Consider the following 26,757-nt stretch of genomic DNA (forward strand, 5'->3'; position numbering starts at 1 on the left):
CACTATCCACGCAGCCGCGCCCCCAAGGAGGTTTCCGTATGGCGGACGATCGCTTCGACCGCCGCATCCACTTCGGCATCTTCGAGCGTGCGCTGAGTATCTTGCATCAACACCCTGAACGCAAGGCTCTTTTTTCCCGGATCGATGCCTTTGCCATGATAGATATCGAATAACTCCATTCCCATGACAATCGTCGGGGCGGCCTCTTGCATGACCTCGATCACGCGCGCAGCGGTCAGCGCCTGTTCGACGACCAGGGCGACGTCGCGCGTGACTGCGGGCTGGCGGGAAATCTCGCGATACGCCGGGAGATCTGCCAGCAGCGCGGCGTCCAGTTCGATCTCGAACACGACGGGCGCCGTTCCCATTTCATAGCGTTGCACCCATACCGGGTGGATCTCGCCGAGGAGTCCGATACGCCGTCCATCGAGCAGGATGCTCGCGGCGCGCCCAGGATGCAGCGCGGGGTCCGACAGCCGTTCGAAGCCGAGTGCGCGCGGTGCGAAAAGCGCTTCCACGTCGCTCTTCACGTCATAGAAATCGACCTGGCGGCTCGCAGCGCCCCACTGTTCGGGCAACGCAAGACCGGCGGCGAGCCCCGCAACGCGTAGCGGTTGCTGAAAGCCGGCGACCGGCTCGCCGTCCGCCTTGCGTTCGAAGCAGCGACCGATTTCGAACACGCGCACCCTGGCCTGCTGGCGCTTGCGATTCGCGACCAGGTTCGCCGCCAAGCCCGGGATCAGGCTGGAGCGCATCACGCTCATCTGGCTCGCGATCGGATTGGCCAGGCGGATCGGTTCGGCATTCGCACAGAAATCCCGTTCCCAGGCTTCCTCGACGAACGCGTAGTTGACGACCTCCTGGAAATCGCGCGCCGCCAGAAGATGGCGGACATCCCACGCCGAACGGCCCGACTCGGAACGGTCGAGCATCATCAGGGAACCTTGCGGCGCGCAGGCCGGAATGGCGTCGTAGCCGTGCAGGCGCGCCACCTCCTCGATCAGATCTTCCTCGATCTCGATGTCGAAGCGGAATGACGGCGGCGTGACAAGCAGCGCGTCACCCTCACGCTCGACCGACAGATGCACGCCCTCGAGCAGCCTCACGATCGCGTCGTCGCCGAGATCGATACCAAGCAGGCGGCGCGCGCGCGCGGGACGCAATCGAACTGCCGGGCGCTCCGGCAGGTGGTCCTTGGCCACCGTTTCATCGGCGGGCCCTGCGGTGCCGCCGCAGATGTCGAGAATGAGCCGGGTTGCACGCTCGATCGCCCGTGCGGGGAGTTCGAAATCGACGCCGCGCTCGAAACGATGGGATGCATCCGAGACGAAGCCGTAGCTGCGCGCGCGCCCGGCGATGGCCGCCGGCGCGAAGAATGCGCTCTCGAGGAACACGTCGACGGTGTCGAGCGTGATGCCGCTGTCTTCACCGCCCATGATGCCGGCGAGCGCCAACGCACGCGCCTCGTCCGCGATCAGCAGCGTGTCGGCCGCCGGAACAACGGTCTGCTCGTTGAGCAGCAGCACTTTTTCGCCTGCGTGCGGATAGCGGACGTGGATCGCGCCGACGAGCTTTGCATTGTCGAATGCGTGCAGCGGCTGTCCCAGTTCAAGCATCACGTAGTTGGTCACGTCGACCAGCGCGCTGATCGAGCGCACGCCGCTGCGCTGCAGGCGCTGCTTCATCCAGTCGGGCGTCGGCGCCTTCGCATCGACGCCGCGAACGATGCGGCTGCAATAACGCGGGCAACCGTCCGGAGCGTCGAGGACGACCGGCCGGCGATCATCGATGGCCGGTACCACCGCTTCGATCTGCGGCAGCGCGAACGGCTGGCCGGTCAAGGCCGCGACTTCGCGCGCGACACCGGCAAGGCTGAGACAGTCCGAGCGGTTCGGGGTGAGCTTGATCGTGAAGAGCGTGTCGTCGAGCGCGAGGAAATTCCGGATGTCCTGCCCGATCGGAGCATTGTCCGGCAACTCGAGCAAGCCCCCGTGGTCGTCGGACAATCCGAGTTCTCGCGCCGAACAGAGCATGCCGAAGGATTCGACGCCGCGCAGCTTTGCCGCCTTGATGTCGAAGCCGGGAAGTTTTGCCCCGACCATCGCGCAGGGAACGCGCAGGCCCGCTGCCGCATTCGGCGCGCCGCAGACGATCTGCAGCAACTCGTCCTGCCCCACGTCCACCTTGCAGAGCTTCAGCTTGTCGGCGTTCGGATGCTTCTCGGCCTCGATGATGCGACCGACGACGACGCCTGAAAATGCCGCTGCGGCGGGCACGGCCTCCTCGACTTCGAGACCCGCCATCGTCAGCAGGTGGCCGAGGGACTCGCTGTCGAGCGGAGGATTGACGAGACTCCGCAACCAGTGTTCCGAAAATTGCATGATTCGATTACCTGAATTGGCTCAAGAAGCGCAGATCGCCTTCGAAGAAGAGGCGCAGATCGTTGACGCCGTAGCGCAGCATCGTCAGCCGGTCGGGACCCATGCCGAACGCGAAGCCGGTGTAGCGTTCGGGATCGATCCCGCCAAAGCGCAACACGTTCGGATGAACCATCCCGCAGCCGGCGATTTCGAGCCAGCGGCCTTTCAGCGCCCCGCTCATGAACGCGACATCGATCTCGGCGCTCGGCTCGGTGAACGGGAAGAACGACGGGCGGAAGCGGACCTGGAGCTCTTCGGTCTCGAAGAACTTGCGCAGGAAATCGGCGATCACGCCCTTGAGATCGGCAAAACTCACCGATTCTCCGACCCACAGGCCTTCGACCTGATGGAACATCGGCGAATGCGTCGCATCGGAGTCGACGCGATACACCCGTCCCGGAACGATCACGCGAATCTCCGGCATCGACTCGCGATCGCCGTAGCGCGCGACGTGATCGAGCATCGTGCGGATCTGCACCGGGCTGGTGTGAGTCCGCAACAGTACGTCCTCGTGTCCTTCGAGGTAGAAAGTGTCGTGCATCGAGCGCGCCGGATGGTTTTCCGGCGTGTTCAGCGCAGTGAAGTTATGCCAGTCGGTTTCGACTTCCGGACCATCGGCGACGACGAAGCCGATCGAACGAAACAGCGCTTCGATGCGTTCCAGCGTCCGGCTGACAGGATGCAGCCCCCCCTGCGCGGCGCCTCGTCCCGGCAGCGTCACGTCGAGCGCTTCGGCAGCGAGCTGGGCGACCAGTACCGCTTCGCGCAGCGCCTGGCGCCGGGCTTCGAGGGCCGCCTCGATCGCATCTTTTGCGCGATTGATCTCGGCGCCGGCGACGCGACGCTCCTCTGCGGCGAGCTTGCCCAGGCCTTTCAGCCGCTCGGTCAGCGCTCCGGTCTTGCCGAGGTAGCGCGCCTTGGCCTGTTCGAGCTGGACGCCGTCCGCTGCCGCGGCGAACTCCGCCGCCGCCTGTTGAACAAGTTGATCGAGCTTATCCATTTGCTTGCCGTGGAAAATTCAGGAAAAAAAAAGGAGGCCAGGCCTCCTTTTTTCATGCCGCATGCTATTACGCAGCGAGTTTGGCCCGGGCTTGGTCGGCAAGCGCCGCAAATGCGGGTTTGTCGAACACAGCCAGATCGGCCAGAACTTTGCGATCCACTTCGATCGCTGCCTTTTTCAGGCCGTTCATGAAGGTGCTGTACGTCAGCCCGACTTCACGCGCGGCGGCGTTGATCCGCGCAATCCACAGCGCGCGGAACTGGCGTTTGCGCTGGCGGCGGTCACGGTAGGCGTATTGCCCGGCCTTCATCACCGCCTGCTTGGCGATACGATAAACGTTCTTGCGGCGACCGCGGTAACCCTTGGCCTGATCGAGAACCTTCTTGTGACGCGCGCGCGCCGTTACTCCACGTTTAACTCTGGACATGGCGGTCTCCTATCAAGCGTAAGGCAGCATTGCGCGGATCAGCTTTTCATCGGCAGCGTGGACTCCCGTCATGCCGCGCAGCTGGCGCTTGCTCTTGGTGGTTTTCTTGGTAAGGATGTGGCGCTTGAACGCCTGGGACCGCTTGATCCCGCCACTAGCGCGAACCTTGAACCGCTTCGCGGCTCCGCTCTTGGTCTTCATCTTGGGCATTGCTAACTCCAGGTTTATGAATGCCGTCAGGTAGCGTCGCCATGCGGCGCATTTTCAACCTGACACCACTTGTTTTCCGGCAGGCTTGCTGCCGGTAGTTGCCTCCCGCGGAGAGCGGGGGGGCAAATTCCGTATTGCGGATCAGCGGTTCTTCTTCGGCGAGATGACCATGATCATCTGACGCCCTTCCATCTTGGGCATCTGCTCGACCTGTCCGATCTCTTCAAGATCCGCCTTCACACGCTCAAGCTGCCGCAGCCCGAATTCCTGGTGGGCCATCTCGCGTCCGCGAAAGCGCAAAGTGACTTTGCACTTGTCGCCCTCTTCGAGAAAACGCTTCAAGTTCCGCAGCTTGATCTGGTAGTCGTTCTCATCCGTCGCCGGACGGAGCTTGACTTCCTTGATCTGCACCTGCTTTTGCTTGAGCCGGGCTTCGTGGGCCTTTTTCTGCTCCTGGTACTTGAACTTGCCGAAATCCATCACCCGGCACACCGGGGGTTGCGCCATCGGCGCAATTTCGACCAGATCCAGGCCAGCCTCTTCGGCCGCGTTCAGGGCTGCATTCAGCGAAACAATGCCGAGGGGCTCGCCGTCCTCGCCGACCAGTCGGACTTCGGGCGCGCTGATCTCTTCATTGACGCGCTGCTTTTTTTCTTGAGCGATGGTTCAGTTCTCCACGAATGCCAAAAAATCAGATCGAGCCCGACCGCGCCTCAATTTCGCGCTGCCAACGCTCGATCAGTGTATCGAGGGGCATCTGGCCAAGATCCTGACCTCCCCGCGCGCGCACTGCGACGACTCCTGCTGCCTTTTCCTTTTCGCCGATGACAATCTGGTAAGGCAGCTTGTGCACGCTATGTTCGCGGATTTTATAGTTAATCTTTTCGTTACGCAAATCCGCCTCGACCCGGAAACCCGCCTGCTTCAGCCGCCTGGCGACTTCGGTTGCGTAGTCCGTCTGCCCTTCGGAAATGTTCAGCACGACTGCGTGGACCGGAGCCAGCCATAACGGCAGAGCGCCGGCGTAGTGCTCGATCAGGATGCCGATGAAACGCTCGAGCGAGCCGAGGATCGCGCGGTGCAGCATTACCGGATAGTGCTTGGCGTTGTCCTCGGCGACGTACTCGGCTCCCAGCCGCACCGGAAGGTTGAAGTCGAGCTGCAAGGTTCCGCACTGCCACACGCGGTTGAGACAGTCTTTCAGCGAGAACTCGATTTTCGGGCCGTAGAAGGCGCCCTCGCCCGGCTGCAGGTCGTACGCCAGCCCCTGGGCATCGAGCGCGGCGGCGAGCGCGGCTTCAGCTGCGTCCCACTGGTCGTCGGTGCCGACGCGTTTGTCGGGCCGCGTCGACAGCTTGATCAGGATCTCGGTAAAGCCGAAGTCGGCATAGACTTTCTGCAGCAGTTCGATGAAGGCGGCGGCTTCCGTCTGTACCTGCTCGTCGGCGCAGAAAATATGCGCATCGTCCTGGACGAAATTGCGCACTCGCATGATGCCGTGCAGCGCACCCGACGGTTCGTTGCGGTGGCACGAACCGAACTCGGCCATGCGCAGCGGCAGATCGCGGTAGCTCTTCAGCCCCTGGTTGAAGATCTGGATGTGGCACGGGCAGTTCATCGGCTTGACCGCGTAGTCGCGCTTCTCCGACTGGGTCGTGAACATCAGTTCCGAGTACATGTCCCAGTGGCCGGATTTTTCCCACAGCGAGCGGTCGACAATCTGCGGCGTTTTGACTTCCTGGTAGCCATTGTCGAGAATCGTGCGACGCATGTACTGCTCGACCTGCTGCCACAGGGTCCACCCCTTCGCGTGCCAGAACACCATGCCCGGCGCCTCTTCCTGGATGTGGAAGAGATCGAGCAGCCGGCCGAGCTTGCGGTGATCGCGCTTTTCGGCCTCCTCGAGCATGTGGAGATAGTTCTCGAGGTCGTCCTTCTTCGCCCACGCAGTGCCGTAGATGCGCTGCAGCATCTCGTTTTTCGAGTCGCCGCGCCAATAGGCGCCGGCGACTTTCGTCAGCTTGAAGACCTTGAGCTTGCCGGTCGATGGTACGTGCGGCCCGCGACACAGATCGATGAAATCCCCCTGGCGATACAGCGACACGTCCTCGGCCTGCGGGATCGAGGCGATGATTTCGGCCTTGTAGTGCTCGCCCTGGGACTTGAAGAACTCGACTGCCTTGTCGCGCGGCCACACTTCGCGCGAGACCGGAATCTCGCGCCGGGCGAGCTCGGCCATGCGTTTTTCGATCTTCTCGAGATCCTCTGGAGTGAACGGACGCTTGTAGGCGAAATCGTAATAGAAGCCGTTCTCGATCACCGGACCGATTGTCACCTGCGCTTCGGGAAACAGTTCCTTGACCGCATGCGCAAGCAAGTGCGCGGTCGAATGCCGGATCACGTCCAGGCCTTCGTCACCTTTTTCGGTAACGATCGCAAGTGGCGTGTCGGCCTCGATGCGATACGAGAGGTCGACGAGCCGTCCGTCCACTTTGCCGGCGAGCGCCGCTTTCGCCAGCCCTGCACCAATCGATGAGGCGACCTCCGATACCGTGACGGGATGATCGAAGCTGCGTACAGAACCGTCGGGAAGCGTGATATTCGGCATGATCTCGAGGCCTCGGACAAATGTTTCGGCGAATTGTGGACGAAAAAAAAGTGCGGGCGAACCGCACTTTTTTTCTGGAGCACTACAGCGGAGCCCGATTTTCAATTTCCGGCTTCGGTAGTAGTTCGGAACATCACTGCCCGGCTCCATGTGTTGGTAGGCGCGATTGGACTCGAACCAACGACCCCCACCATGTCAAGGTGGTGCTCTAACCAGCTGAGCTACGCGCCTGCTAAGAGCTGCGCATTATAGGTATCCCCGCTATGCAACGCAATAGCCCCGAAAAACTTTTTCAGCCCGCCCTCTATCGCAAGGATTTCGTTCAACCCCTCACGGTCGGAATGTACCCGGTTCGTACGGCACGGCTGGATCAGGGACGAGAAAGCGCATTGATGGAAATGAAACCCGCCATTGGCGGTCCAATTGCAGTGAAACAGGAGGTCTCTCGATGACGACGCAGGACGGTGGTTTTGTTTCGCGACTGTCAGGCAGGTTGGCGAGCCTGCTAGGGCTAGCGTTGATAGTGGCCGCAGCGGGCGCGGGACATGCAGTTCCGGCAACATCGCCCGCCACGGCGATTTTCGCCGGGGGGTGCTTCTGGTGCATGGAACCGCCGTTCGACCGGCTCGACGGTGTCGCGTCGACAACCTCCGGCTACATCGGCGGGCACGTACCGAACCCCGCCTACGAAGCTGTTTCGTCGGGACGCACCGGGCATGCCGAGGCGGTGCGGATCGAGTACGACCCGGAGAAAATCAGCTATGAACAGCTGCTCGACGTGTTCTGGCGCAATATCGATCCGACCGATCCCGGGGGGCAGTTCTGCGATCGGGGCAGTCAGTACCGGGCGCAGATCTTCTATCAAAATGATGGGCAGCGAGCCGCGGCCGAACGCTCGCGCGCCGCGCTTGTCGCGAACAAACCGTTTGCCCAGCCCGTCATCACGGAAATCGTGCCGGCGACGAAATTCTATCCGGCCGAGGAATACCACCAGGACTATTACCTGAAAAATCCGCTGCGCTACAAGTTCTATCGGCACCGCTGCGGGCGCGACGAGCGGCTCGAATTCCTGTGGGGCGTGGATGACGGAGAGAAAAAGTGATGAAGAGACGACTCTTTCTTGCGGCGCTTTTCGGTAGCGCGGCTGCGCCGCTCGTTCGTTCGGTCGAGCAGAGCACCGAAGCCTTGCCGCTGAAAATCGAGAAGATTCACCGCAGCGACGAGGAGTGGCGAAAGCTGCTCACGCCGGAGCAGTTCCGCGTACTGCGAGACGACGGGACAGAATCGGCCGGCAGCAGCCCGCTGAATGACGAGAAGCGCAAGGGCGAATACGTATGCGCCGGCTGCGAGCTTCCGCTCTTCACGTCGGACATGAAGTACGACAGCGGCACCGGATGGCCGAGTTTCTTCACGACGATTCCCGGGCACGTCGAAACGAAACTCGACTTCAGAATGATCCTGCCGCGCACGGAGTATCACTGCGCGCGCTGCGGGGGGCACCAGGGCCATGTGTTCGACGACGGCCCGCCGCCGAGCGGCAAGCGCTGGTGCAACAACGGCGTCGCGCTGAAATTCGTGCCGGCGGCCGGCTAGCGGCTGCGGCGCCCGAGCCCTGAGCCGCGCCGCGCGCGCTTCAGTGGCTCGTGCCTTCCTCGCGCATGGTCTTGTTCCAGACGTTGTACTTGCCGACGGGTTTCTTCATCGGGATGCGCTTGACCTCTTCGAGCGTCTGGGCGTCGTAGACGATCAGCGCCCCGTCCATTTCCCACAGGCTGGCGAGCGCGTAACGACCGTCGCGCGTGAACTCGACGTGCGCGAGCGTCTGGCCGGGAGGGGCTTTGAGCTCCCTGACGATCTCCAGCGTCTGCTTGTCGATGACCTGGAGGATGTTCTTCGCGTCACGGCTCATCATCGAATCGACAAAAGCGTAGCGGCTGTTCTCGTGGCTGCGCAGGAAGAACCCCGCGCCGCGCGTCCGGATGCGCTTGATGACGCTCCAGTCCTCGAGATCGATCACCGTGACTTCGGCCGCCTTGAGGTTCGTACTCGCCATCACCCGCCGCCCCTGCCACTCCCAGGTGATGCCGGAACCGAGGTGCGGCATGCCGTCGAGCGGCAGGTCGGCGATCTTGCGGCGAACGTCGAGATTGACGACCTGTCCGACGCCCTCGCGCGATGCGCCGAGCACCATCGAATAGTCCTGGGTGAAGAAGAAGTCGTCGAGCACCTGCGTGAGCTCAGTGCGGCGCGGGTTCAGGTAGCCGCGAACGAACGCGCCTTCGCGCAGCTTGTAGTCGTGGACGTAGCCGATCGGGATTTCCTCCGCCGTCGGGTCGTAGCTGATTTCCCAGACCTCGGGCACGTCCTTCAACGCGGCGACGAAGGCATTGCGCGGCGTCGCTTCATACACTGCGGAGACGCGCGAGCTGCGCTTGCCTTCGCGGTCGGTGACGTCGATCGATTTCAGCAGATTCAGGTCACCGTCGAGCAGCACCAGCGTATGCGGCAGATAGTTCGCGACGGCGACGTGCCGGCCGTCCGGCGACACTGCGACGTTGCGCGTGTTGATGCCGGCGCGGACTTCGGCGACGACCTTGAGATTCCACAGGTCGTACTTCGTCACCCAGCCGTCGCGCGAGCCGAAAAACACGAAGCGGCCGTCCTTGGTGAACTTCGGCCCGCCGTGCAGCGCAAGCCGCGATGCAAAACGGTGGATCGGTTCGAGCTTGTCGCCATCGAGCACCGAGACGTGGTGGTCGCCCCCTTCGACGACGACGAAGAGGTTCATCGGATCGGCATCGAACACGGGCTTTGCCGCCAGCGTCGCCGGATCGACGTGCTGGATGCGCGACGCGCGGATGTCGGCTTCGCTCCATTTCGGCGCCGGAACGACCGGCGTGTAGATCAACGCGCCGAGCGCCGCGATCTCGTCCGCTTTCAGCGTTGCGTCGAACGCCGGCATCTGGGTCGCGACCCGGCCGTCGCGGATGACCTCCAGCGCCTCTTCCTTGCGCAGGCGTGCGAGATTCTCCGGCAACAGCGCCGGCCCGCTAGCGCCGAGGCGATTGCCCCCATGACAGGAGGCGCAGTATTGCTGGTAATGACGGCTCGCCATGTCGCTGTCGTCAGCGCGCACCGACGAACTGAAAGCGACGAAGACCGCCGCAAGCAGCACGGGAACGGCGAAAAGACGGGTTGATGGACGGAATGTTGCCGCTTTGGAACGAAGAAAATTCATTCGATGTCTCGGTGGGGTCAGGCAGGACGGCGGCGAGGCACGAAAGGAGTGGTCTTGACCCGCTCGCTGCCGTAGTCGGCCGCCGTCACGCCGATCTCCTCGTCGCTGAGGTAACAGGCCGGATCCTCGACCCACGGGTCGCCAGTGATCTGCTGTGCACGCACGCGCGAGCTCCCGTTGCACACCGCGAGGAATTTGCATTTGCCGCAGCGTCCGCCGAGGAGCCGGGGATGGCGCTTCAGGCCTGCCATCAGCGGATTCGACAGGTCGCTCCAGATCTCGGAGAACGGCCGCTCCCGCACGTTGCCGAGCGGCACATGCCACCACATCGTGTCGGGATGCACGACTCCGAGGTTGTCGATGTTCGCGACGTTGACGCCGCTCGCGTTGCCGCCCCACTGCAGCAACTTTGCACGGATATGCTCGGCGCACTCGGGAAACCGGCGCGCGACCCAGTGATACATGTAGACTCCGTCGGCATCGTTGTTGCCAGTGACGAATTCCTTGTCGATGCCGCGCCGATGCAGCGCCAGGCAGGTATCGAACAGCAGATCCATCGCCTCGCGCGTCGTGCGATGGTGCGCATCGTCGCCGCGGTGCTTGTTGCCGCGGCCGGCGTAGTTCAGATGCGAGAAGTAGAACTTGTCGATACCCTCGTCCTCGACGAGGCGCAGCAACGCGGGCAAGTCGGCAGCGTTGTCCTCGGTCATCGTGTAGCGCACGCCGACTTTGATGCCGCGGGCGGCGCACAGCCGGATGCCGCGCATCGAGGCATCGAAAGCACCTTCGAGACGGCGGAACCTGTCGTGCGTGGCGCCGATGCCGTCGAGGCTCACGCCCACGTAATCGAAGCCGATCTCGTCGATCCGGTCGATGTTGGATTCGCCGATCAGCGTGCCGTTGCTCGACAGGCCGACATAGAAGCCCATTTTTTTCGCGTGGCGGCCGATCTCGAAGATGTCCGGGCGCAGCAGCGGCTCGCCACCCGAAAGGATCAGCACCGGCACGCTGAATGCCTTGAGATCGTCCATCACCCCGAACACTTCCGCAGTCGACAACTCGCCGGGAAAGTCGGTATCGGCCGAAATCGAGTAGCAATGCTTGCAGGTGAGGTTGCAGCGCCTGATCAGGTTCCAGATCACCACCGGCCCGGGGGCGTTGCGGTGCGGGCCCGGAGGCGTGGGGTGATCGAGTTCGCGGATGAAGTTCGAGATGCGAAACATGCGGGCTCTCCTGAGTGCGGCCATTACAGCGGACTGCGATCCGCCGGGAAATGACGGCGGTCAAGGGGATGGCAGGGGAAAACTCACCCGCGCTTCTGCACGCTTCCTGCTGCGCCACCGATCCGCAGCCCCGTTTTTTTCAGGATTGCCGATGAGAACAACACCTCGCGGCCGCGGCAGGCGCCGGGAAAGCGAGCCACGATGCGGTCTGCGATGTCGCTGATCTGCTGCCGCACCTCGTCATGGCTGCGCCCGTGAACCATTGCGAACAGGTTGTACGGCCAGTCCGGCAGACGGCGCGGACGTCGATAGCAGTGAGTGACGGCATCGAGTGCACCGATGAATTCGCCGACTGCATCGACCCACTCGTCCGCAACATCCCACACGCTCATGCCATTCGCGGTGTAGCCGATCGCATAATGATTCGGTACCGCGCCGATGCGACGGATGACCCCGCGCTCGAGCATCGCGCGCACACGACAAAGCAGTTCGTCGACCGGGAGGCCGACTTCCCGGGCCACTTCGTCCCAAGGCTGCGGAACCAGCGGCAGGCCGTCCTGGGTCGCGATGATGATGCGCCGCTCGATCGCCTCGTCGTAGCCGACACCGGGCACTGTAGCGGGGTCGTTCGGGTCCTGCAGGACGGGATTTTCCCGGTGCGCTGCCATCATGCCTCCAGCTTCATTTCGACGAAGTACTCCCGTTCCTTCGGAAACAGGAACACCGGCAGCCCGGTCGCAGCTTCGATCCGTCTTGCCGTCGCGGCGATGCCCTGCGGGGTTTCGGTCGCCAGGACGAACCACATGTTGAGCGCGTGGTCGCGACGGTAGTTGTGCGCCACTTCGGCGAAGGCATTCACTTGGGCCGTGACGCGCTCGAAATCGGCTTCCGGCACGCTGATCGCCGCAAGGCAGAACGCGCCGCCGATCCGTTCGATCTGGAACATCGGGCCGAACCGGGTCAGCACCCGCTGATCGAGCAGGCGCTGCAGCCGGTCGATGACTTGCCCCTGGTCGATCCCGAGCCGGATGGCGACGTCGGCGAACGGGTTGCGCACCAGCGGAAAATCCCCTTGCAGCATGTTGATCAGTGCCCGGTCGGTGTCGTCGAGCAGCGGCGTCTGCCCCTTCGCGGTCGCCCGGCTCATGCGTCGCCGTCCGCCAGATAACGTGCGCCCTGCTGCTTGAACCGCCGGGTGCTGAACAGCACTGCGCCGGGCCAGCGATTCATGCAGTGGCGCGCAGCGATGGCTTCGCGCACGTCGAGCACCACTTCGCGCGATTTGCCATGGATCATGCAGAACAGGTTGTACGGCCAGTCCGGCAGGACGCGGCTGCGACGGTAGCAAAGCGTTACTGCAGGCTCGGCTGCGAGACTGCGGCCCAGTTCGCTGACCTGGTCGTCCGGCACGTCCCACACGCACATCGCGTTCGCGCAAAAACCGAGCTCATGGTGGCGCACGACGATTCCGAAACGCTTGATCAGGCCGTTTTCGAGCCACGACGCGATCAAGTCGATGACCATCGCTTCGCTGAGCCCGACGCTGCGCCCCAGCGCGTCGAACGGCCGCGGCAGCAACGGCAATCCCGACTGCAAGGCGAGCATCAACCGGCGCTCGATGCCCGGCAGCGCGCAGGGCGTTTCGCCGATGGAGAGCAAATCCCCCGTCGCAACGCTGGCAGCGCGGCGCACGGCACCGCCGAGATCGAAGCCGAGGTCGATGTGGAACTCCTCTTCGAGGGGCAGCACGACGACGCGGCAGCCGGTGTCCCGCTCGATTTCCGCGGCGATCTGTCGCAATCGCTGTTCCGACGCAGCGGTGATCACAAACCACAGATTGAGCGGATGTTCGCGCTGGTAATTGTGATTGACTTCCGGCACCGCGCTGACGCGGGCTGCAATCGACTCGAGTCGGGACAGGGGCGCTGCGAGCGCCGCCAGCGCGCTCGCGCCGACGCGCCGCGGCGCGAATACCGCTCCCACCCGGCTGACGACGCCGGAGTCCAGCCAGTTCTGCAGCGCGGCGAGAACGGCCGGCTCGCCCAATCCGCATTCCGCGCCGATCGCGGCAAACGGCTCGGAAACGAGGGGAAACCCGCGTTGGTAGTCATTCAACAGGCGAAACGTGGCCGTATGGGGTTGATGAACCGCTCCGGGCCCGGCCATCGTCGTGATGCACATCTGCGTGGCGCTCGTGCAAGGCATGTCCTAAAAACCTGTCCGGAAGGCGCGGCTGGTGAAGAAAATGCCGCTCGGGCTGGCGGCGGGGAGTTCGGCGCGCTTGTCGCGCTTCGCGGTGCCGTAGATCACGACCTTGTTGTCGTCACGCGCAGACACCCAGACCTCCTCGCCTTTCGGTGCAAACTCCATGTGAAGAATCGCCCGGCCGGGCTGCAGCGTATCGACGACGCTGTTTCCGACTGTATCGATCACCTGGACCCAGCCGTTGTCGGGGAAGGCGAAATTGACCCACACTTCGCGGCCGTCGGGCCTCGCCATCACGAACACCGGCTGGCTCTTGACCGGAATCCGCCCAACCTCCTTCCAGCTGCCGAGTTCGACGACCAGGACTTCGTGACGGCCGATCGCCGGCAGGTATGCGCGTCCCGCGGCAACGGCCCAGCCGCGCAGATGCGGCATCTTGTACACCGGCAATGCCTGCTCGCCCCGGCCGTAGCCCGGCAGGATCGTGCGCACGCCCAGTTCGGGATGCCACAGGTCGAGCATCGACAGACCGTCCTCGCCGAACAGCCCGGCGATGTAGTAGCGCCCGTCGGGCGTCACCAGCGCATCGTACGGTTGCTTGCCGGATGGGTAACGCTCGGTCTTCGGATGCCGCGGATCGGAGAGGTCGGTGACCCGGATCTCGTTCGCGTCGAACAGCGAATAGACGAAACGGTTGCCCGGCAGGTCGGCCAACCCGACGACTTTCGAGCGCTTGCCATCGAGACCGTAGGTGGCCGGCACATCGGCGAGCAGTTCCAGGGTGTCCGCGTCGAAAGCCTTGATTCCGCCCGGTTCGTAGTTCTGCGCGACGAGGATGCGTCCGTCCTGGGAAATCGCGCCGCCGATCGCGTTGCCGGCCTGTACCACGCGGTTCGCGATCGTCGCCGTGAGAAGATCCACCTTCGTCAGGCCCCCATCGCGGCCGAAGACGTAGGCATAACGACTGTCCCGTGAAAACACCACCGATGCATGGGACAGGTCGCCGAGGCCCGAAACCTGCGCGAGCGCCCGACGATGCGTCGTCTCGATGACCTGCAACTGTCCGGTCGCGCGCTCGACGACGACGCCGAGATCGCCGGTACCACGCAAGGCGACCGGCTGTTGGGAAGCGCACGCCGACAGCAGGAGCACCGAGACAGTCAATGCTGCACGCTTCACTTTGCTTCCGGACATCATGCGTCTCTCTTTTTCGGGTGCCGATGGGCAGACTGGCGAAGGCGCCGTCACCGCGTGCCCGCCGTCTGTTGGGTGGACGCCGGGCCACCATCCGCGGGAAAGCCTTCGACGAGCCGTTCCACGACCCAGGCAGCCTCCGATTCATCGACCAGGCCGCGAAACGACGGCATTGGCGTACCGGGCCGACCATCGACAATCGTCGCGATCAGCCCCTCCGGAGGTTTTCCCCGCAGCGCCGCCGGAGTGAGGGCCGGACCGAGGCCGCCCTGCAGGGTCAGGCCGTGACATGAGCCACAGTCCTGGCGAACCATATGGACCAGCTCGGACTGTCGTGTGTCGTCGGGAGCAATGCCCTGGGCGTGAACCGGAAAAACCAGCGCCGGAAGAAAAGCTGCGATCAAGATGCTTCGACAGAACATTCTCGGGGTCCTCGTCAGTCCGCGGAGGAAAGGTTTGCGATTCTGGACGGGAGGCCGCCCTGTATCCGTTCAGCCATCGTCCGAGTATCGCGGCGACATAGCCTGCTCCTCCTTGATATCGGTTAATTTCCCGGGTTACAAGTAGGGATAAAGTGGCGACACCCGAACGTCCTGTTCGCGCCATTCGAATCGGCCGCGGCGCACATATTCGCGGCATAAGCGGAGAGCTCTAATGAGCAAGAATATCGGCGGCTTCGATCCAGCGGTAAGGGGTAGCGATCTTCCGACGCGAGTCGCGCGGGCTGGCAAGGTGTATCTCGTCGGCGCCGGTCCCGGCGACCCGGAACTCCTCACGCTGAAAGCGGCACGCCTGCTGGCCGGCGCACAGGCAGTAGTCTACGACCACCTCGTCGGCGACGGCATTCTCGAACTGATCAACCCCACGGCGCGAATGATCTACGCCGGTAAGGAGGCGGGACATCACGCCCTTCCCCAGGATCAGATCAATCACCTGCTCGTCCAACTCGCGCGCACCGGCACCAACGTAGTCAGGCTAAAGGGCGGCGACCCGTTCATGTTCGGTCGCGGCGGCGAGGAGATGGAGGAACTGCTGGCCTGCGGCATCGAATGCGAGATCGTGCCCGGCATCACGGCGGCTTGCGGGATCGCAGCCTGTACAGGAATCCCGCTGACTCATCGCGACCACGCCCGCTCGGTGATCTTCACGACCGGACATCTCAAGGACGACACGGTCAACCTCGATTGGCCTGCCCTTGCACGACCGAAACAGACGGTCGTGATCTACATGGGGCTCGCGGCGCTCGAAATCATCTGCCACCAGTTGATGGCCCACGGCCTGCCTGCCGACACGCCCGCGGCCGTGATTCACGCTGGCACGACGGACCGGCAGGTCATCGTCGCTGATCGCATCGACCGCCTTGTCGCCACCGCACGCCACGCCCAGCTCGAATCGCCCGCACTGATCATGATCGGCTCGGTGGTGTCGCTCCACTCCCTCGCCCATGACAATCGCACATTCCGGGAACTCGCCCTCACGGCATGAGCGCCCGCCCTGGGTCATCGCCGGGAAAAGACCGCAATTTGATCAAGGTTAAGGATTCCGGCGCTTTAGAAGCTCAATCTCTGCGGCTGTCAGCCGTGTTGCGTAAAATCTTTATGACGGGAGATAGACCATGAGTAGCAAGAGAAGAAGCTGGACCACCGGTGCATTCCTGCTTGCGAGCCTGCCGATGGCAATGTCTCAGGCATACGCGCAGGCAAATACCGAGGAACATGTCGGCGAAGCGGAGGCGAAGTACCAAGCCGGCGGTTCTCCGCTGGCCGACGTCGAGATGTACCAGGACATCAATCCCGACGCTCCCAAGATGACCAAGGTGGAATTCGACAAGGCGCGGAATATCTACTTCCAGCGCTGCGCCGGCTGCCACGGCGTACTGCGCAAGGGCGCCACCGGCAAGCCGCTGACCCCCGACATAACGCTCCCCAAGGGCAGCGAATACCTCAAGGTCTTCATCAAGTACGGATCTCCCGCCGGGATGCCGAACTGGGGAACGTCGGGCGAACTCAGCGACGACGATGTCGACCTGATGGCGCGCTACATCCAGCAGTCGCCTCCACAACCGCCCGAGTTCGGCATGGCGCAAATGAAGGAGACGTGGAAAGTCATCGTCCCGCCCGAGCAGCGGCCGAATAAGAAGATGAACGACTACAACATCTCGAACATCTTCTCGACGACGCTGCGCGACACCGGCGAGATCGCGCTGATCGACGGCGACACGAAGAAAATCATCAACATCGTCAAGACCGGCTACGCGGTGCACATCTCCCGCATCTCGGCATCCGGCCGTTACCTGTTCGTGATCGGGCGGGACGCGAAGATCAACATGATCGACCTGTGGATGGAGAAGCCTGACAACGTCGCCGAGATCCGCATCGGCCTCGAGGCCCGCTCGGTCGACACCTCGAAGTACAAGGGCTACGAGGATAAATACGCGATCGCCGGCGCGTACTGGCCGCCGCAGTTCGTCATCATGAACGGCGACACGCTCGAGCCGCAGAAGATCGTCTCGACCCGCGGCCTCACCGTCGATACGCAGGAATACCACCCCGAGCCGCGCGTCGCCGCAATCGTCGCATCGCACTTCAAGCCGGAGTTCGTCGTCAACGTCAAGGAAACCGGCAAGACGCTGATGGTCGACTACTCCGACATCCAGAACCTGAAGACGACCGAGATCGGTTCGGCCCCCTACCTGCACGACGGCGGCTGGGACGCGTCGAAGCGCTACTTCATGGTCGCAGCGAACCAGTCGAACAAGGTCGCGGCGATCGATGCGAAGGACGGCAAGCTCGCCGGCCTTGTCGACGTCGGCAAGATCCCGCATCCGGGGCGAGGCGCAAACTTCACGCATCCGAAGTACGGTCCGGTGTGGGCAACCGGTCACCTGGGTGACGACACGATCGCGCTGATCGGCACCGATCCCGTGAAGCACAAGCAGTACGCGTGGAAAATGGTCGACACATTGAAGAGCCAGGGCGGAGGGTCGTTGTTCATCAAGACCCACCCGAAGTCGAAGCATCTCTATGTCGACAATCCGCTGCATCCGGAAGCCAAGGTCAGCCAGACCGTGGCGGTATATGACTTGAGCAACCTGCAGGCGGGTTCGAAGGTGCTGCCGATCGCCGAGTGGGCGGGGCTGAAGGACGACGGCGCGAAGCGGGTCGTGCAGCCGGAATACAACAAGGATGGCAACGAGGTGTGGTTCTCGGTGTGGTCGGCGAAGGACAAGGAGTCCGCGATCGTCGTCGTCGACGACAAGACGCTCGAACTGAAGACCGTGATCAAGGATCCGAAGCTGATCACGCCGACCGGGCACTTCAACATCTATAACACCCAGCACGACGTGTACTGAGTTGCATGGCGGCGAATGCCGCCACGACCGCGAGATGCAGACGGCCAGCTCAACGCTGGCCGTTTTTTTCAGCCCTCTGCGCCGATCATTTGCGCAGGCGGGTCACGATGAACAGAATGATGATCGCGCCGACAAGCGCGCCGATGAAGCCGGAGGGCTCCCCCGGCCGGTACAGGCCGAGGAACTGTCCGCCGTACGTCGCGAGCATCGCTCCCGCGATGCCAAGCAGCGTCGTCATGATGATCCCGAGGCCATCCTTGCCAGGATGCAGCAGGCGTGCAAGGAGTCCGACGATGAAGCCGATGATGATGGTCCCGATGAGCGACATGAGCATATCTCCTTGAGGTTCAGACTTCAGGCCACGCGGCAAGGAACTGCTTCCAGTGCGGCGCGTCGATGCGCCCGAGGGCTTCGCGCACGACGGCGAGTTCGGCGGCGTGCGCCACCGCATCGAGCCGGCCGCGCATGCGCTGAAAACCCAGGTACACCAAGTAGGTGTTGACGACATCGGTTTCACAGTAATCGCGGATTTCCGCGGCACGCTCGTCCTGCCACGCGCACCACACTGCGGAACCGTCCATGCCGAGCTTGCCGGGAAACCCCATCAGCTTCGCCATCTCGTCGAGCGGTGCGTTCGCACGCGGCTGGTACAGCGCGAGCAGGTCCATCAGGTCGAGGTGCCGGCTGTGATAGCGGCCGATGTAGTTGTTCCACTTGAAATCGCGCGAATCCTGGTAATCCCCTTCACCCTGGTCCCAGTACCGCGGTGCCGACACGCCGTGTTTCAGGCCGCGGTAATGCAGCACCGGCAGGTCGAAACCCCCGCCATTCCATGACACGATCTGCGGCGTGAAGCGTTCGATGCCGTCGTAGAAGCGCTGGATGATCTCGCCTTCCGTGCAGTCCGGTTCGGACAGCGAGAAGACCCGGAACTGGGAGGCGTCCCGCAGCACGCACGAAATCGTCACAACGCGCTGCAGGTGATGCTGGAGGAAGTCGCTGCCATTGGCCGCCCGCCGCTGCTGGAAAGCGAACTCGGCGACTTCGTAATCATCGAGATCGTCGGGCAGACCGTTGAGGACGCGGATGCCTTCGACATCCGGGACGGTCTCGATATCGAAGACGAGGACCGGCATCACTTGCGCACCCAGCTGCCATCGCGCTGGATCCACCAGCCCGGCCGGGCGCGCTCGATCCAGCGCCGCGCGAACGTGGCGCGCACCTCCGCCTCCCACTCGGGATGACCGTTGGCGCGTGCAATTTCGCGATAGAGGGCGGCGCGATCGGCGTTTTCAGCGGCGACCAGCGCATTCGCCTGGCCGCGCTGCGCGAGCGGGACGCCGGAGGCATCGCGCAGGGCAACGTTGCCGTCGGCCGCCAGCCCGACGGCACCCGACGCGTACAACAGCGCGAGCTTCGCATGACGCTGCTGCATCGACTGCTTGAGCGCCGCGATCGCCGGCGTGTCGATTTCGATGTTCCCCTGCGCGAGCACCAGTCCGGCAAAGCCGAGCAGCAACACGGCGATCCAGCCGCGCCATTTCATCATCGTCTTCGTCATCGCATTCATTTCGTCTCCCCGTCCGGCTGCGGTCGGATTGTCGGCGTCTCGCCTTCGCCGAGCTGCCAGACGTCCTCGATGATGCGATCGGCGGCTTTTTCCGCGGCCGCAGCGGGAAAATAGATATTGATCGTCACGCAGGCGCTGGCGGTCGCCACCACGGCGCCGAGCACAGCGACTCTGGGGAATCCAATCATCCGGCCTCCTGTTCCTGCCCGCGGCGAGTCGGGCGTGTTGCGGCGAAGCCGCGAATTCCGACTGCTACTGGATGACGGGGGGCGCGTTCGACGCGATGACCCGCTGCAGACGATCGATCAGCTCGTTCCAATCGACGCGCCGATTGTAGCCGATGACATTCAACGCAGGGACGCCGCCGCCACGCACGATGTAGTAGCCGTCACCGGGCGCCCCAGGATCATCGAGGCCGCCCATGCGGCATACGCCGTTGCGCAGGACGCAGGAGATGCCGATCTCGCGGTAGCCGAACGTCTCGAACACGCCGAGCAGCCCACGCTGCAGCGCGGCCACCGCGCCGGGCCCGCCGAGCGCGCTGATGTTCTGCACCGCACGCTGGCTGATCCGTCGCGGATAGCTTCCGGGGCTGCTGACGACGCGTGCATCGAAGCGCACCGGCTGCCAGCCCGCGAGTTCCAGCCCGAGGACGTCCGCGTCGACAAAACCGGACACGCTGCCGAACGAGAAGGCTTCGGTCAATTGTCCGAGGTCGAGGTGGCGCGCCTGGACGTCCGCGTAAAGATGCGATGCGACGCCGAACGGTTCGAACAATTGCAGGCGCGTCGCCTGCAGGTAGCCGCCGAACACCGAAATAACCAGAGCGCCGTCGAGCGAGATTTCGCCCGGCGCGACGCGCAACCCCGGCAGTGACGCGCTCAGCACGCCGGACATCGCCGGCAGGCCGGCCGCCTCGGCGAGCAGCGCCATCGATATCGGCTCGACGACAGCGGCACCCCTGCCATGCCAGCCCGTCGCATCGCGCACGAGCGCCAGCCGCTCGAGGACCAGCGCTCCGTCGAGCACCGGGATCGCGACGCGGCCGACGTCGACGCGTTGCCCGTCGAGTTGCGCGACAAGTTCGAAGGCGCCCAGCCCGAGCTTTTGCCAGCGACCGCCAGCGACCGCCAGTCGCGCTTCGGTGCGAGCTTCCGCGCGCCAGGGCACCACCCCGGTCAGCGGACCGAAACTCAGTTCCTTGTCACTGAGGCTGAAGCCGGCCTCGTCGAACGCAAGATCCACCGTGGTCGGCACCCCCTCTTCGACTGTCGCTGCGGCGCTGACGTGACCCGAGAAGTGCAGCCGATCCGTTGCGGCCGGCGCAAACGCTGGAGCGAGATAGCGCGGACCGACCACCGCGAGATCAGCGTCGGCGAGCGAAAACGCCAGGCTTCTCACGGCCACGGGTTGCAGGCCGATTTCGGCGGTTGCGGCGATCGTGCGCACGCCTTCGAGTTCGAGCCGCGCGCGTGCCACCGTGAGCACATCCGCTTCGAGCCGCCCCGCTGCCTCGATGACCGGTCCGGCCACGAGGTATAGCGGATGCAGATACGCTTCGCCGGCGTTCCAAGCCATACGCCCCTGCCAATCCCACCCGGCAAGCCCGCGCCGCGCCCGCAGATCGATATCGAGGCCCAGCCCTTCCGCCGCCCGCAGCCCATCCGCCTGCGAAAATCGGCCACTTTCGAGCTTGCCCGACACCTGGATGCGGGCGCCGCCGCGTGTCGGAGAATATTCGATGCGACCAGCGAGGCGCCCCGCCATATTCCAGCTTGCCAGATCGAGAAGCTTCCCCAGACGTGCGACCGCAAGCCCTGCAAGCGACGCGACGATTCGGCCATCCGGACGCATCACAATGTCGATCGTTTCGCGACCGGATATGCGCAGATTGAGTTTGCCGCTCTTGTTCCGGGTGTCGAAGTGCAGGTCGATGGCCGCACGCTCGAACAGGCCCGGGACGGTCAACAGGCCTCTGCGGCAGCGGACCACACGTTCGAGGCGAAAGGCCGGGCAACGGATGGTGATACCCTGCCAGTCGCGCTTGCCGATCGCGAAGCGTTCGATCGCCAGTTCAGCGGCCTCGCCTTCGTCGCCCAGCCGAACGTGCAGGCCGTCAATGACGAAAACAGGATGCGTGAGGCGACCCAGGTCGAGTTGCAGGGTCCGCGCTCCGGCAAATCCTGACCACGCCAGGAGCAAAAGCAGAAAAGCCAGACGCATCATGCGTCGGCCGGAACGGAGCTCAGCCCGGAAACACGCCGGTCGACAGGTACCGGTCGCCACGATCGCAGATGATGGACACGATCACTGCATTTTCCAGTTCGGCAGCAATGCGGACGGCGACGTGCATCGCGCCGCCGGAGGATATTCCGGCAAAAATGCCTTCCTCGCGCGCCAGGCGCCGTGTCATCTCCTCGGCGTCGGCCTGGCTCACGTTTTCGAGCGCATCGACCCGCGGTTTTTCGTAGATCTTCGGCAGATAGGCTTCGGGCCACTTGCGGATGCCCGGGATCTGCGAGCCCTCGTCGGGCTGGCAGCCGATAATCCGGACTGCCGGATTTCTTTCCTTCAAAAAGCGCGAGCAGCCCATGATCGTCCCGGTCGTGCCCATGCTGCTGACGAAGTGCGTGATCCGGCCGTCCGTCTGCTCCCAGATTTCCGGACCAGTGGCTTCATAATGAGAGAGCGGATTGTCCGGATTCGCGAACTGGTCAAGGATGATGCCCCGGCCTTCATCGCGCATCCGCTCCGCGACGTCCCGGGCCATTTCCATGCCGCCGTCGCGCGGAGTCAGGACGAGCTCGGCGCCGAATGCCCGCATGGTCTGGCGCCGCTCGACGCTCTGGTTTTCCGGCATCACGAGGATCATCTGGTAACCGCGCATCGCCGCAGCCATCGCCAGCGCAATCCCGGTATTTCCGCTGGTCGCCTCGATCAGCGTATCGCCGGGGCGGATCTCGCCGCGCGCTTCCGCCTGCACGATCATCGACAGCGCCGGCCGGTCCTTTACCGATCCGGCCGGGTTGTTGCCTTCGAGCTTCGCGAGAATGACGTTGTTGCGACCCGCGCCGATGCGCTTGAGGCGCACCAGCGGCGTGTGGCCAACGTAGTCTTCCAGCGTCTTGTAGTCCATATCCCTGTGTTCCGGTCTGATTTCGATGAGCCGATAGTAAGCGTGGAGCCCGTCCGCGCAAACCCGCGGGGCGACATAAGCTTATATCGGCAATCGTTCCGGAACGGGGCTCAGCGCATGTCGTTATACACAACTCAGGCCGCCTCATCGCGTAGCGCCTGTATGGTGGCGGCGGCATCCATGACGCGCTGCAAGCCCAGCCAGATGGTCTTCACACCCGGCTCGCCGTCGCCCTTGCGCGCCAGGAAGCCGCCGAGGGTGGCGATCAGGCGCAGCACTTCGTTGATGGTGGGCGGGGTGGCGGGCGGTTTCTTCTTCGTGAGCAGATACGCGCCGCGGATCTCGTCGGGGTCGAAGAAGAGCGTGGCATCCAGCTCGGGGCAGGTTCGGCCGGTGCGCATCAGATGCGCGATGCGCCAGGCGACGACCATGAACAACGCCAGCGCGCGCTCCAGGCGCTCGATGGCGGACAGTTGCAGCGCTTCGATCCGACAGCCGTTCTTGAGCACGTGAAAGAAAGTCTCGATCTCCCAGCGCGCCCGATACCAGTCGATCAGCTCGACCACGTCGGCAGCCGTCGCAGCTTCCCGGTTGGTGAGCAGGCGCCACTCCACGGGCTTGGTGCCGGCCGGCGCGCCGATCTCGCGCGCCACGATGCAGGTGGCCGATACCGTGCCCGCCTTGCCCGCAGGCAGGCTGACCCGTCGGGCCCACAGTTGCTGGCGCACCTCGCGCGCCTTCTGGCCGTGGCGCGAGCCCATCGTGAACACGATCTCGCCCAGCGGCTCGCCTGCGCAGGTGTGCGACCACAGCTTCGCGCCCTCTGGCAAGCAACGGTTGTGCTTGGCCCGCACCAGCCAGTCGGCCGGCGTGCCCAGCGTCTGGGCGCGCAGCATCATTTCCATCAGATCCGCTTCGCGGTCGGCTACATACACCAGGCGGGTGGTCGCCATCCCCGTGGCCAACTCCGCGACCCGCTCGTAGCCTTCGGGCCAGCGCGCGCTCTCCTTGATGCTGGTGCGCTCGCCTGGTTCATCGACATCCTCGCGCGCCCACATCCACGCATCGAGCACGCCCAGCGGTTCGCGCTCGGGCGTCACCGCATAGGTCGGGTGCAGGTACATGCCGCGGCGCGCCTCGTAGTTCAGCCGCCCCAGACCCGCGATGCCCTGCCCGTTGAAGTCCAGCTCGGTCGTGTCCTGCAGGCACAACACCACCGGATGGGCACGCATGCGGCTGCGGGTGCGCTCCCAATGCGGCGCCAGGATCGCCTGCCAGTCGACCTCGTCGTTGCCCAGGAAGCGGTACGCGCCAACCGTCTCGCCCCAGCCCCGGCACGCCATCGGAATGCCCGCCGTCGGCTTCGCCGACAACCGCTCCATCAGCACCTTCGCCCGCTTGTTCAGTCTCTCGTCGCCCAGCGCCATCCCCGCAAACTCCTCCACCACCCAGCTCTTCGTCGCCAACAGGTCACCCAAATTGCAAAAGTAGACGCGTTTTTATATGGGTTTACAAGCACTTCGTGTAAGTCATTGAAGGTCAACGATTATTCAGATCGGCGTGCCGGCGGTGCGGAGTTGTGTATAACGAGATGGGCTCAGCGCCGTCCGATGCCGTGATATTCAAGGCCGACCCGTGCCATGACCGACGGTTCGTACATGTTGCGCCCGTCGAAGACCACCGCATGCCGCAGCGTCTGCTTGATCCGGATGAAATCCGGGCTGCGGAACTCCTTCCATTCGGTGACGATGATCAACGCATCGGCACCTTCAAGGACCTCCATCGGCCGCTCGGCATAGGCCAGCCGCGGTTCGTCACCGAAGATACGCCGCGCCTCGTCCATCGCGACCGGATCGTAGGCAACGAGCGTAGCGCCACGGCGCAGCAATTCGGCGACGATTATCCGGCTCGGTGCGTCCCGCATGTCGTCGGTGTTGGGCTTGAAAGCGAGGCCCCACAGTCCGAAATGGCAGCCCGACAGATCCTCGCCGAACCGGGCGACGACCTTGTCGACGAGACGCAGCTTCTGCACCTCGTTGGCCACCTCGACAGCGTTCAGGATCAGCAGATCATGTCCGCGCTCGTGGCCGGTGTTGATCAGCGCTTTCACGTCCTTCGGGAAGCACGAACCACCGTAGCCGCAACCGGCGTAGAGAAAGTGCCAGCCGATGCGGGGGTCCGAGCCGATGCCCTGGCGCACGAGTTCAATGTCGGCGCCGAGCGTCTCGGCGAGGTTCGCCAGTTCGTTCATGAAGCTGATGCGGGTCGCGAGCATCGCGTTGGCAGCATATTTCGTCAGCTCGGCGCTCCTGACATCCATCATCAGCATCTTTTCGCGATTGCGCTGAAACGGGCCGTACAGTTCGCGCATCAGATCAATCGCGCGCTCGTCGTCCGCACCGACGATGATCCGGTCCGGACGCATGAAGTCATCGACCGCCGCGCCTTCCTTCAGGAATTCCGGGTTCGATACGACACTGAACGGAAAATCGACTTCGCGCGCCGCCAACTCCGCAACGATCGCCTCGCGAACGCAGTCACCCGTACCGACCGGAACCGTCGACTTGTTGACGATGACGCGATAGCCGTCCATGTGCTTGCCAATGTTTCGTGCCGCCGCGACCACGTACTTCAGATCCGCCGACCCATCTTCGTCCGGCGGTGTCCCGACCGCGATGAACTGGATCGTTCCGTGACGCGCTGCACGTTCGACATCGGTGGTGAAGAACAGCCGTCCGGCCTCGACATTGCGGCGCACGATCTCCAGCAGCCCCGGTTCGTGGATCGGAATTCCGCCGCCTTTGAGGATGCGGATCTTGGCCGGATCGACATCCAGGCACAGCACATCGTTGCCGACATCGGCGAGGCAGGCCCCACTGACGAGTCCGACATACCCGGTACCCACGACGGTGATTTTCATGAATCGTCCTCAGTCGGAAGAAACAACGAACCGGCGGGCGATCCACGCGCAGCCGGCAAAACATGTCATCGGCGCTTACGGCGCGAGATCGTATTCTTCCGTGCGGCGCGGAGGATATGTTTCCCAGCCGCCACACGCCGGGCAACGCCACTGGAACTGGCGCGCCTTGAACCCGCATTCGGCGCAACGATAACGCGCAACCCGGCGGGTGTGACCGTGGATTAACTGTTTTACAAGTTCGATGTCACTGCGCTGCTCGGCCGGCGCGTTCAGCAATGCGGCTTCGAGCAACTTGTCGAGCCCGAGCAGCGTCGGATTGCGGCGCAGCTCTTCCCTGACAAGGTCATAGGCCGCGCGCGACCCCTCCTTTTCGAGCTCCCAGTGGAACACTTCGTCGAGGAGATCGAGCGAGGAATGACGCTCGAGCCATGAGCGCAGCAGCGTCTGCCCCTGCTCGACCCGGTCTAGCCGCTGGTGGGCGTCCATGATGCGTTCGGCGACCAGCGCAAGGTAAACCGGATCCTGGCTCTCGACGCGCTTCCACACTTCGATGGCCTCGTCGTAGCGCTTCTCCGCCGCCATGAGATCGCCGAGGACGATGCTCGCGCGGACACACTGCCGGTTGATCGCGAACGCCTGGTCGAGATGGCGCCGGGCTTCCTCGTTCCGCGAGCTGGCAAGGGCGAGGGTCGCCAGTTCGCAATAGAAATTCGCGACTTCCTTGCGCCACAGGACGCTCTCGTGATCCGGCAGGGCCTTTGCCGCCTCGATCGCCTTTGCCCAGTCCTTTTCCTGCTGGTAGATCTCGAGCAGGAAACGCGCCGCAATGTCATTGAGGCGGGTGTCCCGAAGCTTCAGGAACACCGCCTCGGCGCGATCCAGCAACCCGGCCTTCAGATGATCCTGGCCAAGCTCGGCGAGCGCCTGAAGGCGTTGCTCGTCGGAGAGGTCCTCGCGGTCGACAAGGCTCTGGTGCATGCGAATGGCGCGATCGGTCTCGCCGCGGCGTCGAAACAGGCTTCCCAGCGCGAAATGCAGCTCGATCGTTTGCGGATCGATCTTCACTGCTTCGATGAATGCATCGATCGCCTTGTCTTGCTGTTCATTCAGCAGAAAGTTCAGACCCGACAGGTACGAACGCGGCAGCGCGCGCGATTCATGCACCACCTGACGTATGTCGATGCGGGCTGCCAGCCAGCCCAGCGCAAAAAAAAGCGGTAGCGCCAGAAACCACCAGAATTCGATTTCCATCGC

General features: G+C 63.6%; 26 protein-coding genes and 1 tRNA gene. 4 read left to right on the forward strand and 23 right to left on the reverse strand.

Annotation, left to right across the window (positions count from 1 at the left end; translation table 11 throughout):
* Nucleotides 1-2: 2 nt before the first annotated feature.
* The 7 genes from pheT to EBN1_RS02390 all read right to left on the reverse strand — a co-directional run bounded on the left by pheT (nt 3) and on the right by EBN1_RS02390 (nt 6,896).
* Nucleotides 3-2,381, reverse strand: a complete 2,379-nt coding sequence (pheT, locus tag EBN1_RS02360; RefSeq protein ID WP_011236312.1) for a phenylalanine--tRNA ligase subunit beta — start codon at nt 2,379-2,381, stop codon at nt 3-5.
* 7 nt (nt 2,382-2,388) lie between these two features.
* Nucleotides 2,389-3,420 carry a phenylalanine--tRNA ligase subunit alpha gene (gene pheS / locus EBN1_RS02365; protein ID WP_011236313.1) on the reverse strand — a complete coding sequence of 344 codons (1,032 nt, stop codon included), beginning with the start codon at nt 3,418-3,420 and terminating at the stop codon, nt 2,389-2,391.
* 67 nt (nt 3,421-3,487) lie between these two features.
* A complete protein-coding gene (gene rplT / locus EBN1_RS02370) occupies nt 3,488-3,847 on the reverse strand; it encodes a 50S ribosomal protein L20 (RefSeq protein ID WP_011236314.1) in 360 nt (119 codons plus the stop codon).
* Between the two features lie 12 nt (nt 3,848-3,859).
* Nucleotides 3,860-4,057: a 50S ribosomal protein L35 gene (rpmI, locus tag EBN1_RS02375; protein ID WP_011236315.1), complete on the reverse strand. Its 198-nt coding sequence runs from the start codon at nt 4,055-4,057 to the stop codon at nt 3,860-3,862.
* A 141-nt stretch (nt 4,058-4,198) separates the two neighbouring features.
* The gene (gene infC, locus EBN1_RS02380; RefSeq protein ID WP_011236316.1) at nt 4,199-4,720 is read right to left on the reverse strand and encodes a translation initiation factor IF-3; all 522 of its coding nucleotides are present in this window, start codon (nt 4,718-4,720) and stop codon (nt 4,199-4,201) included.
* A gap of 28 nt (nt 4,721-4,748) precedes the next feature.
* Nucleotides 4,749-6,665, reverse strand: coding sequence for a threonine--tRNA ligase (thrS, locus tag EBN1_RS02385; protein ID WP_011236317.1), 1,917 nt, complete (start codon nt 6,663-6,665; stop codon nt 4,749-4,751).
* 154 nt (nt 6,666-6,819) lie between these two features.
* A tRNA-Val gene (locus tag EBN1_RS02390) sits at nt 6,820-6,896 on the reverse strand.
* 217 nt (nt 6,897-7,113) lie between these two features.
* Here EBN1_RS02390 and msrA point away from each other — a divergent pair.
* Both msrA and msrB read left to right on the forward strand, forming a co-directional pair.
* Nucleotides 7,114-7,767: a peptide-methionine (S)-S-oxide reductase MsrA gene (msrA, locus tag EBN1_RS02395; RefSeq protein WP_011236318.1), complete on the forward strand. Its 654-nt coding sequence runs from the start codon at nt 7,114-7,116 to the stop codon at nt 7,765-7,767.
* Nucleotides 7,767-8,258, forward strand: a complete 492-nt coding sequence (gene msrB, locus EBN1_RS02400) for a peptide-methionine (R)-S-oxide reductase MsrB (RefSeq protein WP_041645564.1) — start codon at nt 7,767-7,769, stop codon at nt 8,256-8,258. Before msrA ends, msrB begins: the two co-directional genes overlap by 1 nt.
* Before the next feature lie 40 nt (nt 8,259-8,298).
* Here msrB and EBN1_RS02405 read toward each other — a convergent pair whose 3' ends face one another.
* From EBN1_RS02405 to EBN1_RS02435, 7 genes are all read right to left on the reverse strand, one after another.
* Nucleotides 8,299-9,903, reverse strand: coding sequence for a nitrite reductase (locus tag EBN1_RS02405; protein WP_011236320.1), 1,605 nt, complete (start codon nt 9,901-9,903; stop codon nt 8,299-8,301).
* A gap of 17 nt (nt 9,904-9,920) precedes the next feature.
* A complete protein-coding gene (gene nirJ / locus EBN1_RS02410) occupies nt 9,921-11,126 on the reverse strand; it encodes a heme d1 biosynthesis radical SAM protein NirJ (protein WP_011236321.1) in 1,206 nt (401 codons plus the stop codon).
* Nucleotides 11,127-11,209: 83 nt separating this feature from the next.
* A complete protein-coding gene (gene ahbB, locus EBN1_RS02415) occupies nt 11,210-11,797 on the reverse strand; it encodes a siroheme decarboxylase subunit beta (RefSeq protein WP_011236322.1) in 588 nt (195 codons plus the stop codon).
* The gene (locus EBN1_RS02420) at nt 11,794-12,273 is read right to left on the reverse strand and encodes an Lrp/AsnC family transcriptional regulator (RefSeq protein ID WP_011236323.1); all 480 of its coding nucleotides are present in this window, start codon (nt 12,271-12,273) and stop codon (nt 11,794-11,796) included. The genes ahbB (EBN1_RS02415) and EBN1_RS02420 overlap by 4 nt, the downstream gene beginning before the upstream one ends.
* Nucleotides 12,270-13,307 (reverse strand): siroheme decarboxylase subunit beta, encoded by a 1,038-nt coding sequence (gene ahbB / locus EBN1_RS02425; RefSeq protein ID WP_011236324.1) that lies wholly within the window; start codon nt 13,305-13,307, stop codon nt 12,270-12,272. The genes EBN1_RS02420 and ahbB (EBN1_RS02425) overlap by 4 nt, the downstream gene beginning before the upstream one ends.
* Nucleotides 13,308-13,334: 27 nt before the next feature.
* Nucleotides 13,335-14,528, reverse strand: a complete 1,194-nt coding sequence (locus tag EBN1_RS02430; protein ID WP_011236325.1) for a cytochrome D1 domain-containing protein — start codon at nt 14,526-14,528, stop codon at nt 13,335-13,337.
* A gap of 47 nt (nt 14,529-14,575) precedes the next feature.
* Entirely contained in the window at nt 14,576-14,947 is a 372-nt protein-coding gene (locus tag EBN1_RS02435; RefSeq protein ID WP_041645566.1) for a c-type cytochrome, read from the reverse strand.
* Between the two features lie 232 nt (nt 14,948-15,179).
* Here EBN1_RS02435 and cobA point away from each other — a divergent pair, with 232 nt between their 5' ends.
* Together cobA and EBN1_RS02445 are read left to right on the forward strand one after the other, a co-directional pair.
* Entirely contained in the window at nt 15,180-16,010 is an 831-nt protein-coding gene (gene cobA / locus EBN1_RS02440) for a uroporphyrinogen-III C-methyltransferase (protein ID WP_011236327.1), read from the forward strand.
* A gap of 130 nt (nt 16,011-16,140) precedes the next feature.
* Nucleotides 16,141-17,877 (forward strand): nitrite reductase, encoded by a 1,737-nt coding sequence (locus EBN1_RS02445; protein WP_011236329.1) that lies wholly within the window; start codon nt 16,141-16,143, stop codon nt 17,875-17,877.
* Between the two features lie 85 nt (nt 17,878-17,962).
* Here the strand turns inward: EBN1_RS02445 and EBN1_RS02450 are convergent, their stop codons facing one another.
* The 9 genes from EBN1_RS02450 to lapB all read right to left on the reverse strand — a co-directional run bounded on the left by EBN1_RS02450 (nt 17,963) and on the right by lapB (nt 26,754).
* On the reverse strand, nt 17,963-18,205 hold the full coding sequence (locus EBN1_RS02450) for a GlsB/YeaQ/YmgE family stress response membrane protein (protein WP_011236330.1): 243 nt from the start codon (nt 18,203-18,205) through the stop codon (nt 17,963-17,965).
* Nucleotides 18,206-18,224: 19 nt separating this feature from the next.
* Nucleotides 18,225-19,013, reverse strand: coding sequence for a 3'-5' exonuclease (locus EBN1_RS02455; protein ID WP_173361272.1), 789 nt, complete (start codon nt 19,011-19,013; stop codon nt 18,225-18,227).
* A complete protein-coding gene (locus EBN1_RS02460) occupies nt 19,013-19,447 on the reverse strand; it encodes a YdbL family probable chaperone protein (protein ID WP_011236332.1) in 435 nt (144 codons plus the stop codon). The genes EBN1_RS02455 and EBN1_RS02460 overlap by 1 nt, the downstream gene beginning before the upstream one ends.
* Nucleotides 19,444-19,635: a hypothetical protein gene (locus EBN1_RS02465; protein ID WP_011236333.1), complete on the reverse strand. Its 192-nt coding sequence runs from the start codon at nt 19,633-19,635 to the stop codon at nt 19,444-19,446. The genes EBN1_RS02460 and EBN1_RS02465 overlap by 4 nt, the downstream gene beginning before the upstream one ends.
* Before the next feature lie 64 nt (nt 19,636-19,699).
* Nucleotides 19,700-21,673 (reverse strand): translocation/assembly module TamB domain-containing protein, encoded by a 1,974-nt coding sequence (locus tag EBN1_RS02470; protein WP_011236334.1) that lies wholly within the window; start codon nt 21,671-21,673, stop codon nt 19,700-19,702.
* Between the two features lie 19 nt (nt 21,674-21,692).
* Nucleotides 21,693-22,583 carry a cysteine synthase CysM gene (gene cysM / locus EBN1_RS02475; protein WP_011236335.1) on the reverse strand — a complete coding sequence of 297 codons (891 nt, stop codon included), beginning with the start codon at nt 22,581-22,583 and terminating at the stop codon, nt 21,693-21,695.
* Between the two features lie 134 nt (nt 22,584-22,717).
* Nucleotides 22,718-24,061 (reverse strand): IS4-like element ISAzo5 family transposase, encoded by a 1,344-nt coding sequence (locus EBN1_RS02480; RefSeq protein ID WP_083782911.1) that lies wholly within the window; start codon nt 24,059-24,061, stop codon nt 22,718-22,720.
* Nucleotides 24,062-24,180: 119 nt separating this feature from the next.
* Nucleotides 24,181-25,503 carry a UDP-glucose dehydrogenase family protein gene (locus EBN1_RS02485; protein WP_011236336.1) on the reverse strand — a complete coding sequence of 441 codons (1,323 nt, stop codon included), beginning with the start codon at nt 25,501-25,503 and terminating at the stop codon, nt 24,181-24,183.
* 75 nt (nt 25,504-25,578) lie between these two features.
* Complete coding sequence (gene lapB, locus EBN1_RS02490) at nt 25,579-26,754, reverse strand: lipopolysaccharide assembly protein LapB (protein WP_011236337.1); 1,176 nt, start codon at nt 26,752-26,754, stop codon at nt 25,579-25,581.
* Nucleotides 26,755-26,757 lie beyond the last annotated feature (3 nt).

It is taken from the genome of Aromatoleum aromaticum EbN1 (assembly GCF_000025965.1).
GTDB classification, from domain to species: domain Bacteria; phylum Pseudomonadota; class Gammaproteobacteria; order Burkholderiales; family Rhodocyclaceae; genus Aromatoleum; species Aromatoleum aromaticum.

Excerpts from the sequence above, each read along its gene's own strand:
- EBN1_RS02430 (WP_011236325.1), bottom strand. The coding sequence starts at position 14,528 with ATGATGTCCGGAAGCAAAGTGAAGCGTGCAGCATTGACTGTCTCGGTG.
- cysM (WP_011236335.1), bottom strand. The coding sequence starts at position 22,583 with ATGGACTACAAGACGCTGGAAGACTACGTTGGCCACACGCCGCTGGTG.
- nirJ (WP_011236321.1), bottom strand. The coding sequence starts at position 11,126 with ATGTTTCGCATCTCGAACTTCATCCGCGAACTCGATCACCCCACGCCT.
- EBN1_RS02470 (WP_011236334.1), bottom strand. The coding sequence starts at position 21,673 with ATGATGCGTCTGGCTTTTCTGCTTTTGCTCCTGGCGTGGTCAGGATTT.
- thrS (WP_011236317.1), bottom strand. The coding sequence starts at position 6,665 with ATGCCGAATATCACGCTTCCCGACGGTTCTGTACGCAGCTTCGATCAT.
- lapB (WP_011236337.1), bottom strand. The coding sequence starts at position 26,754 with ATGGAAATCGAATTCTGGTGGTTTCTGGCGCTACCGCTTTTTTTTGCG.
- EBN1_RS02465 (WP_011236333.1), bottom strand. The coding sequence starts at position 19,635 with ATGATTGGATTCCCCAGAGTCGCTGTGCTCGGCGCCGTGGTGGCGACC.
- EBN1_RS02460 (WP_011236332.1), bottom strand. The coding sequence starts at position 19,447 with ATGAATGCGATGACGAAGACGATGATGAAATGGCGCGGCTGGATCGCC.
- pheT (WP_011236312.1), bottom strand. The coding sequence starts at position 2,381 with ATGCAATTTTCGGAACACTGGTTGCGGAGTCTCGTCAATCCTCCGCTC.
- rplT (WP_011236314.1), bottom strand. The coding sequence starts at position 3,847 with ATGTCCAGAGTTAAACGTGGAGTAACGGCGCGCGCGCGTCACAAGAAG.
- msrB (WP_041645564.1), top strand. The coding sequence starts at position 7,767 with ATGAAGAGACGACTCTTTCTTGCGGCGCTTTTCGGTAGCGCGGCTGCG.
- EBN1_RS02420 (WP_011236323.1), bottom strand. The coding sequence starts at position 12,273 with ATGAGCCGGGCGACCGCGAAGGGGCAGACGCCGCTGCTCGACGACACC.
- EBN1_RS02445 (WP_011236329.1), top strand. The coding sequence starts at position 16,141 with ATGAGTAGCAAGAGAAGAAGCTGGACCACCGGTGCATTCCTGCTTGCG.
- ahbB (WP_011236324.1), bottom strand. The coding sequence starts at position 13,307 with ATGTGCATCACGACGATGGCCGGGCCCGGAGCGGTTCATCAACCCCAT.
- rpmI (WP_011236315.1), bottom strand. The coding sequence starts at position 4,057 with ATGCCCAAGATGAAGACCAAGAGCGGAGCCGCGAAGCGGTTCAAGGTT.
- msrA (WP_011236318.1), top strand. The coding sequence starts at position 7,114 with ATGACGACGCAGGACGGTGGTTTTGTTTCGCGACTGTCAGGCAGGTTG.
- EBN1_RS02405 (WP_011236320.1), bottom strand. The coding sequence starts at position 9,903 with ATGAATTTTCTTCGTTCCAAAGCGGCAACATTCCGTCCATCAACCCGT.
- ahbB (WP_011236322.1), bottom strand. The coding sequence starts at position 11,797 with ATGATGGCAGCGCACCGGGAAAATCCCGTCCTGCAGGACCCGAACGAC.
- EBN1_RS02435 (WP_041645566.1), bottom strand. The coding sequence starts at position 14,947 with ATGTTCTGTCGAAGCATCTTGATCGCAGCTTTTCTTCCGGCGCTGGTT.
- EBN1_RS02485 (WP_011236336.1), bottom strand. The coding sequence starts at position 25,503 with ATGAAAATCACCGTCGTGGGTACCGGGTATGTCGGACTCGTCAGTGGG.
- pheS (WP_011236313.1), bottom strand. The coding sequence starts at position 3,420 with ATGGATAAGCTCGATCAACTTGTTCAACAGGCGGCGGCGGAGTTCGCC.
- EBN1_RS02455 (WP_173361272.1), bottom strand. The coding sequence starts at position 19,013 with ATGCCGGTCCTCGTCTTCGATATCGAGACCGTCCCGGATGTCGAAGGC.
- cobA (WP_011236327.1), top strand. The coding sequence starts at position 15,180 with ATGAGCAAGAATATCGGCGGCTTCGATCCAGCGGTAAGGGGTAGCGAT.
- EBN1_RS02450 (WP_011236330.1), bottom strand. The coding sequence starts at position 18,205 with ATGTCGCTCATCGGGACCATCATCATCGGCTTCATCGTCGGACTCCTT.